Origin of the sequence: Paenarthrobacter sp. CAP02, from assembly GCF_040137855.1 — a bacterium.
Taxonomy (GTDB): domain Bacteria; phylum Actinomycetota; class Actinomycetes; order Actinomycetales; family Micrococcaceae; genus Arthrobacter.
In genome coordinates, this window is the sequence record NZ_JBEEII010000005.1 from 347,601 (window position 1) to 359,084 (window position 11,484).

An 11,484-nucleotide genomic window follows, 5' to 3' on the forward strand; every position below is an offset into this window, starting at 1 on the left:
CAGACCGGGCCACACAACACACACTTTCGTTGCGGGGCCCGCTCTGCTCCCTGAACTCCCGGCTTAGCAAGCAGACCGGGCCACACAACACACACGACGGCGGCCCCCACCTTTTGGTGAGGGCCGCCGTCGTCGTTTCTTGCGTGCTGGCTTGCTTGCTTGCGTCCGCTTTAGCGGGCTTCGATCGCTGCCTTGGCCTTCGGGTCAGAGTCGTTCAGGAACTTCTCGATCCGCCCGGGCTCTTCAGCTTCGCCGATCGCCGACGCTGCACGGCCCAATGCGTAGAGAGCACGCAGGAAGCCCTGGTTGGGCTCGTGCTCCCACGGGATGGGTCCAACGCCGCGCCAGCCGTTGCGACGCAGGGAGTCCAGGCCGCGGTGGTAGCCGACGCGGGCGTAGGCGTAGGACTCGATGGTCCGGCCTTCCGCCCAGGCTTCCTCGGCGAGGATCGCCCACAAAAGTGAGGACGTCGGGTTCTGCGCTACGAGGTCCAATGCTTCCTTGCCGAGGGCCAGGTGCTGGTAGATCTCGTTTTCGGCGGGCAGGAGCGTGGGCTCCGGCCCCATCAGGTTCTTGCGGAATTCGTCAGACATTAGAAGGTCTTGCCGACGGATCCGAGCTGCTGGGCGGCTTCGACGATGCGTGCGGCCATGCCTGCTTCGGCCGAAGCACCCCACACGCGGGGGTCGTAGGTCTTCTTGTTGCCCATTTCGCCGTCGACTTTCAGGACGCCGTCGTAGTTGGAGAACATGTGCCCGGCCACCGGGCGGGTGAACGCGTACTGGGTATCGGTGTCGATGTTCATCTTGATCACACCGTAGGAAACAGCGTCAGCGATTTCCTGCTCCGTAGAACCCGAACCGCCGTGGAAGACGAGGTCGAACGGGTTTTCCTTGCCGATCTTCGCACCCACCTCGGCCTGGATCTGCTTGAGCAGTTCCGGGCGAAGCTTCACATTGCCCGGCTTGTACACACCGTGCACGTTACCGAACGTCAACGCGGTCAGGTAACGGCCGTTCTCCCCGGCACCGAGGGCCTCGATCGTGGCCAGGGCGTCCTCGGTGGTGGTGTAAAGCTTCTCGTTGATCTCGTTCTCCACGCCGTCTTCCTCGCCACCGACGGTGCCGATTTCAACCTCGAGGATGATCTTCGCAGCAGCCGCGCGCTGCAGCAGTTCCCGGCCGATGCGCAGGTTATCTTCCAGGGTCTCGTGCGAGCCGTCCCACATGTGCGAGTTGAAGATCGGGTCCTTGCCGGCCTTCACGGCTTCCTCGGACGCGGACAGCAACGGCAGGACGAAGTCCGCCAGCTTGTCCTGCGGGCAGTGGTCCGTGTGCAGGGCAATGTTGACGTTGTAGTTCTTCGCAACTTCACGGGCGAACGCGGCGAAACCCAGCGAACCGGCCACCATGTCCTTGACCGAAGCACCGGACCAGTATGCTGCGCCACCGGTGGAAACCTGGATGATGCCGTCCGACTCGGCCTCGGCGAAACCGCGGATCGCAGCGTTCAGAGTCTGCGACGACGTCACATTCACCGCGGGGAAAGCGAAACCGCCAGCCTTCGCGCGGTCAATCATCTCGGAGTAAATCTCTGGGGTTGCAATGGGCATGGTGACTCCTATGCTGAATTCGTCTGTGGGCGGGTAGCCCTGGAGTAGACCGCTTACGGCTAGCACCATCCTAGCGATATCCGCCGGGACGCCGTGTTTCCGGTCACTGGGGCCCTTAACACTTCCGCCGAGTTGGTCAGGACACGGGCTGCTGGAAAACGTGCCGGCGGACCCAGGCGTGCATGGCGATCGCCGCGGCCGACGCCGCATTCATGGAACGTGTGGACCCGAACTGCTCAATGGACAGGGTTGCGACGGCGGCGTCGTGCACCTCGGGGGTGAGGCCTGGGCCCTCTTGTCCGAACACCAGGACACACTTCTTTGGGAGGTCGTAGGTTTCCAGCGGCACGGAATCCGGGAAGATGTCGATGCCGATCACCGCCAGCCCCTCCCCCTCAGCCCACTGGACAAAATCCTCAACGGTGGGGTGGTGGCGGACGTGCTGGTAGCGATCGGTGACCATGGCCCCGCGGCGGTTCCACCGCCGTCGTCCGATGATGTGGACCTCTTTGGCGAGGAACGCGTTGGCGGTCCGCACCACGGTGCCGATGTTGAGGTCGTGCTGCCAGTTCTCAATGGCGATGTGGAATTCGTGGCGCTTGGAATCGAGGTCGGTCACGATTGCCTCGTGCTTCCAGTAACGGTACTGGTCCACCACGTTGCGGCGGTCGCCGTCCCTCAAAAGGTCCGGGTCCCAGTGCTCACCTTCGGGCAGCTCACCTTCCCAAGGCCCGACGCCGACCTCGGGTTTCGCTTCTGCCTCGCCGTCATGCGTCGTCCCGGTCAGGTCCTCGGCAGGGGCGGGCAGGGCAGTGTTGGGGGGAAGGTCAGTCACCCCTCAACTTTAGCCCTGCCCGTGTTGGTGCCTGGCCGGACCTAGCCCATCTTCCACTTGTTGATGCGGTACGAGTTGGCCAGCTGCTCGAACAGTCCCGGGTGGGCGTCCCAATATTCCTTGTGTCCGCTGACACCCAGCATCTGCGGGGTGCCCCAAGGGGTCACCGAAAACAGGTTCACGGCCTGGATCGCTTCGCCGCGGGCGTTGTTGCAGGTGAAGCCCACCACGACTGCGGCGCCTCGGCGGAACTCGCGCGCCTCCGGCATGCTGGTCTTGAAGTCTGACGCGCACTTGTGGCCCACCAGGTTCTGCGGCAACTCCGTGGCGGTCATGTTCTTGTAGCGGGCTTCGATGTCCTTGATTGCCTTCTTGACGTCCTCAGGGTTCTTCCCGAACTTGCCTTCCTCCGACTCCGCGAAGAACGCGTAGGCGAGCGCGATTCCGTCGGCATCGGTCTCCACGGTGCCTTGGGCCCTCTTCTGGATCTCTTCACCGGTGGTGGGGTCCTTGGTGATGCCGAAAGATTCGTCGTGCGTCCATTCGGCCAGGTATTGGAAGGAGGATTCGCCAGTGACCCATTTGCTGAACAGCGGATCGCCGTCGGCCGGGACGTTCAAAGGTCCGGCGAGCTGCTCCCACACTGCGGGCAGCGGGATGGCACCGGCAGGCATGTCGGTGGACGCCGACGCGTCACCGGACGGCTCAGCTTCCGCGGACGGCTCGGCCGCCGCTTCCGAGGCCTCGTCGGATGAGGTTACCGAGGGCGCCGGAGTGTTCTCCGCGACCGGCTTGGTCATCGATGGAATGAGCCACGTGAAGGCAACCACCAGGGCGATGATAACGACGACGGCGACCCCGCCGAGGATGAGGAACAGGGACTTCTTGTTGTGGTCGCCAGGGCCTTGGTGGGGTCCGCCGGGGTTGCCCGGCTGCCCTGGGTATCCGGGCTGTGCGGGGTACTGCTGTGCGGGGTTGCCCGGCTGCGCTGGGTACTGCTGCGTGGGGTTGCCCGGCTGCGCTGGGTACTGCTGCGTGGGGAAAGCCTGGGTCGGTGGCTGCTGCGGCTGGCCCGGCTGCTGTTCTTCCGGCTGGTAGATCGGCTGGGTTTGCCCCGGCTGGTACTGGCGGTAGGGCTCCTGGCCCGATCCGTAGCGCGGCTGCGGGACACCGTTGGGGTTGTAGGGAGGCTGGGGTGCCCCGTTGTCGTTGCTCATGGCTGGCCCTTTCAGATGCTGTGGGACACCGGCTGTGTACTGGGAACCGATGGACAATGCGGTAAACGGGGACCTGCTGTAGCGCTGGCGGCATCCTGGATCCGCCGTGTCGATCCCCCGACCCACGGTGGCAGCACGCCTGCGCCGCACCCAAGCGTAGTTCAGTCGTGGGCGCGCGGCACAAGTCAAGGCCCTTTTCCACATGGGTAGAACTATCCACATACGCGGCAACCCGGGATGTCTGTCTGCCGGATTGATGGAAGACTGGGACGCAGTGCAGGAACAACCCCAGCTGGAGGCAAATATGGCAGAAGAATCCACGCCCCACACGTCCACGTCGGTTTACCGGAACGGTCATGAGATCGAATGCTGGCTCACGGACATGGATGGTGTCCTGGTCCATGAGAACCAGGCGATTCCCGGCGCAGCTGAACTCATCCAGCGCTGGGTCGATACCTCCAAGCGGTTCCTGGTCCTGACCAACAACTCCATCTTCACCCCGCGCGACCTCGCAGCCCGCCTCCGGGCGTCGGGGCTGGAAGTGCCGGAGGAAAACATCTGGACATCGGCCTTGGCCACAGCCCAGTTCCTCAAGGACCAGGTCCAGTCGTCCGACTCAGGCAATCGCGCGTACACCATCGGCGAGGCCGGCCTTACTACCGCGCTTCATGAGGCCGGGTTCATCCTCACCGATACCGATCCCGATTTCGTGGTCCTCGGCGAGACCCGCACCTACTCCTTCGAAGCGATCACCATGGCTGTTCGCCACATCCTGGCCGGTGCCCGCTTCATTGCGACCAACCCGGACGCTACGGGCCCCTCCAAGGACGGCCCCATGCCGGCAACGGGTGCCATCGCGGCGATGATCACCAAAGCCACCGGGCGTGAACCGTACATTGTGGGCAAGCCCAACCCCATGATGTTCCGCTCGGCGATGAACCAGATCGACGCACACTCTGAGACAACCGCAATGATCGGTGACCGCATGGACACGGACATCGTTGCGGGCATGGAAGCGGGCCTTCACACGGTCCTGGTCCTCAGCGGCATCACGCAGCGGGAAGAAATAGTGTCCTTCCCGTTCCGGCCCAACCAGATCCTGAGCTCCGTGGCCGATCTCAAGAGCCAAATCTAAGTAAGGACAACAACAATGGCTGTGCTCAACCTGCGTCCTTTGGCCGGAGGCCGGATACTCAGGGGGAGCCAGCCGTTCGGGCTGGATGCCGCTGCAACGTCGGGTTTCCTTGCGGCGCACGGCATCCAAGCCATAGTGGACCTACGCAGTGAGCTTGAGCGCTCCTTGGTTCCATGGCTGGTGGGTGATGTCGGAACTGCTTCGGGCAGCATCACGTCGCCGGACGTGGCCGGGCCCGACGACGGCGGTGGGCTTGCCGCCGTCGTCCCGCCCGACGTCGAGCTCATCAACAATCCACTGGACCCCAATGCCGTGGCCGGATCGCTGCAGGCTGTTGAAACGGCCGAGGACCTTGGGGAGTTGTATCTGGGCTGGGTCCGGTCGCGGCCGGAGTGGGTAGCGGACGCCCTGCGGCCGGTAGCCCGCGGCAAGCGCACCCTGGTGCATTGCTCGTTGGGTAAGGACAGGACAGGAGTGGTGGCGGCCATTGGGCTCCTCGCAACGGGCGGCACCGAGGACCAGGTGGTGGCGGACTACACGGCAACCACCGCCAACCTTCCCGGGGTCCTGGAAGTCATGGCCGAAACCTGGCGTCTGAGCGTGCCCTCGACACCCTCCAGTTATTTCAGCCCGGACCTCATGATCCTGCAGAGCCCGGAAGCCGCGATGCGGCATTTCCTCGCGGGCTTCACGCACGAGCACGGAGATGTCCACCGTTTCCTGGAACAGGCGGGCCTCACCCAGGTCGAGGTTCAGGCGCTCAGGGACGGCCGCTAACGGCTAGGCGGGCCTGACGACTTTGCCGTTCGGTTCCTTGTAGGACGGTATCTCGGGTTCCGGGGGCAGCGGATCGAGTTCGTTCTGGACTTTTTCCAGCAACGGCCGGTAAAGCCCGCCGTTCCATTGCGGGCTGGCGTGCGCGGGCCGTGCACCCTCGGTGCTGAGCGTGGGCAGTGCCATGTTGGCTCCGAACACTTTGCTCCAGCCAGCACGCGCCGTCTCGTAGTTCACGGTGCCGTCGTCGGAGTTGCCCAGGAAAGCCATCCGGGTTCCTCCGATCTTGCCCGCGAACCGCAGCCCGTCAAAGTGGTAAATATAGGCCGACTCCGTCTGGATGAGAACGCTGGACGGGGCGATCGGCGACAACTGTTCCATGGTTTGGTCCAGGATCTGCCGCCAGGTCCGTTCATCCTTGTGGGCCACGCGTTCCCCCAGTTCGTAGCCACCCCGCAGGACTGACGGAATGCGGAAACCATTCTCGTAAAGGAACACCACGCCGTCGAACCAACTCTGGTCCAGCACGTCGGCACGGCTGAACGGGCTCGAGTCAAGAACGATCAGTTGGGTTTCCACACCGTGGAGCTCCAGCAGCCGGGCGGCAACCTGGGTGGCGAGCATACCGCCGAAACTGTGGCCATAGAAGTACAGCTTCTCCAGACCGAGTTCGCGGACATGGAGGATGAGTTCGCGAACGATCTCGTCCACGTCCAGTCCAAGGTTTGAGTACCCGATCGCCGCGAGCCGGCCGCGTTGGTGCAGTGCCGGGCGGAGCGAGTTGAGGATCCATTGTGCCTCTTCCCAGCTGGTCTTGTACCCAGGGAAGAGAATCCAGCTGGCCTTGGGAAAATACAGGTCCGAGTAGGAATCGGGGACGCGGAGGATTTTGGTGGCGCGGCGCTCAGCCTGCACATGGCGGGTAAAAAGCATGTCCCCGGCGAGCGCGGCGGACACCCCGGCCGTCACAAGGAAGTTTCGCCGGGACGTCTTCTTGAGCCTGGCAGCGTAAGGCAGGATCCGGGCCCAGGAGCCCGGATCCTCGACTTTCTCCGGCTGCGGAGCCACCGGCGTCGGGAGGTCTTCGTTCACCTCCGGCGGCGCCGGGAGCTTCCCTACTTGAACGTCCACGCAGCAAGCATAGGCTTCGCGGGGCCGCCTTGCAGCCCCGTGGATTGTGGACAGCCAATGCCCTTAAGATGCCCCTACAAAGGCATCGGCCGCACCAATATTCTTTAGTCGAGGCCGAGCTCGTCCTTGCCGAAAGCGAAGAGGTACGGGACGCCGGTTTCGGCTTCGATTTTCTCCTTGGCACCGGTGTTGCGGTCCACAATAACGGCGACGGCCACGACGTTGCCGCCTGCTTTGCGGACACCTTCGACGGCGGTCAGCGCGGACCCGCCCGTGGTGGAGGTGTCTTCGAGGACAACAACGTTGCGTCCCTCCACCGAGGGGCCTTCCACCTGGCGACCCATGCCGTAGGACTTCTGTGCCTTGCGGACAACGAAGGCGTCCACTGCGCGGCCGGCGTCTGCGGCGGCGTGCATGACGGCGGTACCGACGGGGTCGGCACCCATGGTGAGCCCGCCAGCGCACTCAACTGAAACGCCGGCGTCGTCGATCATTGCCAACATGACCTGTCCCACCAGCTTGGAGGCTTCGTGGTGGAGGGTGATGCGGCGCAGGTCGATGTAGTAGTCGGCTTCCTTTCCGCTGGAAAGGATCACTTTGCCGCGGACAACCGCCAGCTCTTTGATGAGTTCAAGAAGGCGGGCACGGGCAGCGGCAGTGTCAGGCGTGGAAGTCATGGGTCCTAGTTTAGTGGGGACGGAGCGGGGCCGTCGTCGGGGCCCGGCTCCGTGTCTGGGGTGGGGGCAGCCGTGGTGGAGCGGACTACCAGCCGGGGGTTGAGGATTTGCGCTTCGCTGCCGCTTTGGCCGCCGAGCTGTTCCAGCACAGCTTCCATGCATCGCCTGCCGAGTTCTTCGAAGTCCTGCTTGACGGTGGTGAGGGGTGGTATGAAGTACTCCGCCTCGGGCTGGTCGTCGTAGCCCACCACACTGATATCGCCGGGGACCTGGAGTCCGGCTTCCTGGACTGCGCGGAGGACACCCACCGCCATCTGGTCGTTGGCGACGAACACGGCAGTAACGGTGCGGTGTTCCACCAGGGCCAGGCCTGCGCGGTAGCCCGAGGCGGCGTCCCATCCGCCTTGGAGGAGCACGTCGGCATCCAGGCCGGCATTCCCCAGGGCTTCCTGCCATCCTTTGATGCGCTCGGCGGCATCGATCCAGTGGGGCGGTCCGGAGATGTGCGCAATACGCCGATGCCCCAGCCCGATCAGATGTTCGACGGCGAGGCGGGCACCCATGCGCTGATCCAGGGAAGCACCAGCCAACTCGGTTCCCGCGCCGGAACCGGCCGCGACGATCGGGACGGGCACGGAAACGTCGCGCATGACTGCGAGGACGTCGGGGTGCGGGACCAGGATGACCATGCCGTCCACCGCTTGGTTGCGGAAGTGTGCGATTGCGTCGTTGATGCTCTCGCTGGTCACTTCGCGGAGGTTGGCGATGCTGACGAAGTAGCCCGCTTCCCTGCCGGCCTGCTCGACTCCGAGGAGGGTGTTCGCTGGCCCGAACTGGCCCGTTTCGCAGGCCAAGACTCCGATGGTCCGGGACCGTCGGGTCACCAGGCTGCGTGCGGCGGTGTTGCGGCGGTAGCCAAGGTGCTCGATGGCGGTTTCCACGCGCTCCTTGGTTTTGCTGCTGACGTTCGGGTGGTTGTTCAGGACCCGGGAGACGGTTTGGTGCGAGACACCGGCCATCCTGGCAACGTCGCCCATCACGGGAGGTCGGCCGTGCGATGCATGTGAAGACATCCGCACCTCGCTTCTGCGTTGAAGGGGCAGGAACGGCCCGCGTTGCGTTCAGTTGTCACGGAACGCAACGCGGGCCACCTGGATGCTGCGCCTATTTGGCGTCGACGCCGACCGGTTCGGCCTTGGCCGCCGGAGCGGCTTCGGTGGCCGGCGGTGTGGTCTTCCATTTGAAGCGGCGGGCCATGCCGGAGCCTCCCCCGGCCCCGGTCCGGTTCTTGTTGAAGATGTCGAAGCCGACGGCGAGCAGGAGCACCAGGCCCTTGATGAGCTGCTGGTAATCCGTGCCAAGGCCCAGGATGGACATGCCGTTGTTGAGGACGCCCATGATCAGGCCACCGATCATGGCGCCGGCCACCGTACCAATACCGCCCTGGACCGCAGCGCCACCGATGAAGGCAGCTGCGATGGAGTCGAGCTCGAAGCCGGTGCCGCCTGCTGGCTGTGCCGAGTTCAGGCGTGCGGTGAAGACCAGGCCGGCCAGTGCTGCCAGGACGCCCATGTTGACGAACAGGCGGAAGGTGACCTTCTTGGTTTTGATGCCGGAGAGTTCAGCAGCGTGCAGGTTGCCACCGATTGCGTAGGTGTGCCGGCCGAAAATGCTGTTGTTCATCAGCGCCGAGTAGAGGATCACCAGGACGGCCAGGACAATCAGGACAACCGGGGTTCCACGGTAGCTGGCCAGCAGGAAGGTGATGATGAGCATCAGCACTGCGATGAACCCGTTCTTGACGGCGAACCAGGCCATCGGCTCATTCTCGAGGTTGAACTTGCGGCGCACGCGACGTTCCTTCAGGGCCTGGAACAGGATGGCTGCGGTGCCGCCAACACCCAGGATGACCGTCAGCCATTCAAGGACGGACGTGCCGCCGGAAATGTCCGGGAGGAAGCCACCGCCCAAGGCGCGCAGTTCGCTGGGGAACGGGGTGATCTGCTGGTTCTTCAGGGTGATCAGGGTCAGGCCGCGGAAGATCAGCATGCCTGCAAGCGTGACGATGAAGGCCGGGATGCCCACGTAGGCGATCCAGTAACCCTGCCATGCTCCCACCAGTGCACCCACCAGGAGGCAAGCGGGGATGGCAAGCCACCACGCCCAGCCCCAGTGCACGATCATCACGCCGGCAACGGCACCGATGAAGCCGGCAATGGAACCAACGGAAAGGTCGATGTGGCCTGCGATGATCACCATGACCATGCCGATGGCGAGGATCAGGATGTAGCTGTTCTGTACTACCAGGTTGGTGACATTTTGCGGTTCCAGCAGGATGCCGTTGGTCAGGACCTGGAAGAGGATGACGATGAGGATCAGGGCGACGAAGATGCCAACCTGGCGGAGGCGGCTTGTAAGGAAGCCAAGGGATTCTCGTAGGGCGGACATGTTCGCTATTCCTTCTCTTTGGTCATGTAGTGCATGAGGGTTTCCTGGGTGGCTTCGGCGATGGGGACCTCGCCGGTGATGTGGCCTGCCGACAGTGTGTAGATCCTGTCGCAGATGCCCAGGAGCTCCGGAAGCTCAGATGAGATCACGATGACGGCTTTCCCAGCCGCAGCGAGCTGGGCGATGATCGTGTAGATCTCGAACTTGGCGCCCACGTCGATGCCGCGGGTGGGTTCGTCCAGGATCAGGACGTCCGGGTCCGAGAACATCCATTTGCTCAGCACCACCTTCTGCTGGTTGCCGCCCGAGAGCTTGCCCGTGATGGCCGCAACCGAAGGTGCTTTGATGTTCATGCTCTTCCGGTACTGGTTGGCTACCGTGGTTTCCTTGTTGCCGTCCACCCAGCCTCGTTTGGCCAGCTTGCCCAGCGATGCCATGGAGATGTTCCGCTTGATGTCCTCGATCAGGTTCAAGCCGTAGTGCTTCCGGTCCTCGGTGGCGTAGGCGATCCCGTTATCGATGGCGTCGGACACAGTGGAAGTGTTGATTTCCTTGCCGTATTTGTAGACCTTGCCTGAAACAGCGCGGCCATAGGTTCGGCCGAAGACGCTCATGGCCAGCTCGGTCCGGCCAGCTCCCATGAGTCCTGCCAGGCCAACAACCTCGCCCTTGCGGACATTGAGGTTGGCGTTGTTGACCACCATGCGGGAGTGGTCCTGTGGGTGCTGGACGGTCCAGTCTTCAATGCGGAGGACTTCCTCACCGATGGTGGGAGTCCGGTCCGGGTACAGGCTTTCAAGGTCACGGCCCACCATGCCGCGGATGATGCGTTCCTGGGTGATCTGGCCCTGGTCGAGCCGCAGCGTTTCGATCGACTTGCCGTCGCGGATGATGGTGACGGCGTCTGCCACTTTGCGGATCTCGTTGAGTTTGTGGCTGATGATGATGCTGGTGACGCCCTGGCCCTTGAGGTGCAGGATCAGGTCCAGCAGGTGGTCCGAGTCTTCATCGTTCAGGGCCGCCGTGGGCTCGTCAAGGATAAGGAGCTTCACCTCTTTGGAGAGCGCCTTGGCAATTTCAACCAGCTGCTGCTTGCCGACACTGATGTGTTGGATGGGGGTGACCGGGTTTTCGCTGAGGCCCACCCGGGCCAGTAGCTTTGCGGCTTCCAGGTTCGTTTTCCGCCAGTCCACCCAGCCGTTGTTGGCCAGCTCGTTGCCGAGGTAGATGTTCTCTGCGATGGACAGGTACGGGCTCAAAGCCAGCTCCTGGTGGATGATCACGATGCCGCGCTTCTCGCTGTCCGTGATGCTGGAGAATTCGCAGGGTTCGTTCTCGAAGAGGATGTCGCCGTCGAAAGTGTTGTGGGCGTAAACGCCGGACAGGACTTTCATGAGGGTGGACTTCCCGGCGCCGTTCTCACCGCAGATGGCGTGGACTTCACCTCTGTTGACGTCCAGGGTGACGTCCTGAAGGGCTTTCACCCCGGGGAAAGTCTTGGTGATTCCTCGCATTTGAAGAATGGGTACGTTCATCGTCAATTCCCGCTGACTGGTTGAAACTTGGCCGGGCCGAGGACTCGACAGGCTCTGGAGGAGGCGTGGGGGGGGGGGGGGGGGGGGGGGGGGGGGGGGGGGGGGGGGGGGGGGGGGGGG

At 63.5% G+C, this 11,484-nt stretch carries 11 protein-coding genes; 2 read left to right on the top strand and 9 right to left on the bottom strand.

Going from position 1 to position 11,484, the window contains the following annotated elements; translation table 11 throughout:
• Window positions 1–170: 170 nt before the first annotated feature.
• The 4 genes from ABHM97_RS11500 to ABHM97_RS11515 form a co-directional block, all read right to left on the bottom strand.
• On the bottom strand, window positions 171–593 hold the full coding sequence (locus ABHM97_RS11500; protein WP_349470755.1) for a DUF3151 domain-containing protein: 423 nt from the start codon (window positions 591–593) through the stop codon (window positions 171–173).
• Window positions 593–1,612 (bottom strand): class II fructose-bisphosphate aldolase, encoded by a 1,020-nt coding sequence (gene fbaA, locus ABHM97_RS11505; protein WP_235521349.1) that lies wholly within the window; start codon window positions 1,610–1,612, stop codon window positions 593–595. Before fbaA ends, ABHM97_RS11500 begins: the two co-directional genes overlap by 1 nt.
• Before the next feature lie 136 nt (window positions 1,613–1,748).
• Window positions 1,749–2,447 carry a TrmH family RNA methyltransferase gene (locus ABHM97_RS11510; RefSeq protein ID WP_374198961.1) on the bottom strand — a complete coding sequence of 233 codons (699 nt, stop codon included), beginning with the start codon at window positions 2,445–2,447 and terminating at the stop codon, window positions 1,749–1,751.
• A gap of 41 nt (window positions 2,448–2,488) precedes the next feature.
• Window positions 2,489–3,664, bottom strand: coding sequence for a hypothetical protein (locus ABHM97_RS11515; protein ID WP_349470756.1), 1,176 nt, complete (start codon window positions 3,662–3,664; stop codon window positions 2,489–2,491).
• Between the two features lie 304 nt (window positions 3,665–3,968).
• Here ABHM97_RS11515 and ABHM97_RS11520 point away from each other — a divergent pair, with 304 nt between their 5' ends.
• Window positions 3,969–4,799, top strand: a complete 831-nt coding sequence (locus ABHM97_RS11520; RefSeq protein WP_349470757.1) for an HAD-IIA family hydrolase — start codon at window positions 3,969–3,971, stop codon at window positions 4,797–4,799.
• Between the two features lie 15 nt (window positions 4,800–4,814).
• On the top strand, window positions 4,815–5,576 hold the full coding sequence (locus tag ABHM97_RS11525) for a tyrosine-protein phosphatase (protein ID WP_349470758.1): 762 nt from the start codon (window positions 4,815–4,817) through the stop codon (window positions 5,574–5,576).
• A 3-nt stretch (window positions 5,577–5,579) separates the two neighbouring features.
• Here ABHM97_RS11525 and ABHM97_RS11530 read toward each other — a convergent pair whose 3' ends face one another.
• The 5 genes from ABHM97_RS11530 to mmsA all read right to left on the bottom strand — a co-directional run bounded on the left by ABHM97_RS11530 (window position 5,580) and on the right by mmsA (window position 11,364).
• Window positions 5,580–6,704 (bottom strand): thioesterase domain-containing protein, encoded by a 1,125-nt coding sequence (locus tag ABHM97_RS11530; RefSeq protein ID WP_349470759.1) that lies wholly within the window; start codon window positions 6,702–6,704, stop codon window positions 5,580–5,582.
• A gap of 104 nt (window positions 6,705–6,808) precedes the next feature.
• Entirely contained in the window at window positions 6,809–7,381 is a 573-nt protein-coding gene (gene pyrE / locus ABHM97_RS11535; RefSeq protein WP_159735654.1) for an orotate phosphoribosyltransferase, read from the bottom strand.
• A 5-nt stretch (window positions 7,382–7,386) separates the two neighbouring features.
• Entirely contained in the window at window positions 7,387–8,418 is a 1,032-nt protein-coding gene (locus ABHM97_RS11540; protein WP_349470772.1) for a LacI family DNA-binding transcriptional regulator, read from the bottom strand.
• A gap of 127 nt (window positions 8,419–8,545) precedes the next feature.
• Window positions 8,546–9,829, bottom strand: a complete 1,284-nt coding sequence (mmsB, locus tag ABHM97_RS11545; protein ID WP_349470760.1) for a multiple monosaccharide ABC transporter permease — start codon at window positions 9,827–9,829, stop codon at window positions 8,546–8,548.
• A 5-nt stretch (window positions 9,830–9,834) separates the two neighbouring features.
• On the bottom strand, window positions 9,835–11,364 hold the full coding sequence (gene mmsA / locus ABHM97_RS11550; RefSeq protein WP_235521356.1) for a multiple monosaccharide ABC transporter ATP-binding protein: 1,530 nt from the start codon (window positions 11,362–11,364) through the stop codon (window positions 9,835–9,837).
• Window positions 11,365–11,484: the final 120 nt, after the last annotated feature.

What these genes read in the sequence shown, in the direction of transcription:
- ABHM97_RS11500 (WP_349470755.1), bottom strand. Translation starts at nt 593, where the DNA reads ATGTCTGACGAATTCCGCAAGAACCTGATGGGGCCGGAGCCCACGCTC.
- fbaA (WP_235521349.1), bottom strand. Translation starts at nt 1,612, where the DNA reads ATGCCCATTGCAACCCCAGAGATTTACTCCGAGATGATTGACCGCGCG.
- ABHM97_RS11515 (WP_349470756.1), bottom strand. Translation starts at nt 3,664, where the DNA reads ATGAGCAACGACAACGGGGCACCCCAGCCTCCCTACAACCCCAACGGT.
- ABHM97_RS11520 (WP_349470757.1), top strand. Translation starts at nt 3,969, where the DNA reads ATGGCAGAAGAATCCACGCCCCACACGTCCACGTCGGTTTACCGGAAC.
- ABHM97_RS11525 (WP_349470758.1), top strand. Translation starts at nt 4,815, where the DNA reads ATGGCTGTGCTCAACCTGCGTCCTTTGGCCGGAGGCCGGATACTCAGG.
- pyrE (WP_159735654.1), bottom strand. Translation starts at nt 7,381, where the DNA reads ATGACTTCCACGCCTGACACTGCCGCTGCCCGTGCCCGCCTTCTTGAA.
- ABHM97_RS11540 (WP_349470772.1), bottom strand. Translation starts at nt 8,418, where the DNA reads ATGGGCGACGTTGCCAGGATGGCCGGTGTCTCGCACCAAACCGTCTCC.
- mmsB (WP_349470760.1), bottom strand. Translation starts at nt 9,829, where the DNA reads ATGTCCGCCCTACGAGAATCCCTTGGCTTCCTTACAAGCCGCCTCCGC.
- mmsA (WP_235521356.1), bottom strand. Translation starts at nt 11,364, where the DNA reads ATGAACGTACCCATTCTTCAAATGCGAGGAATCACCAAGACTTTCCCC.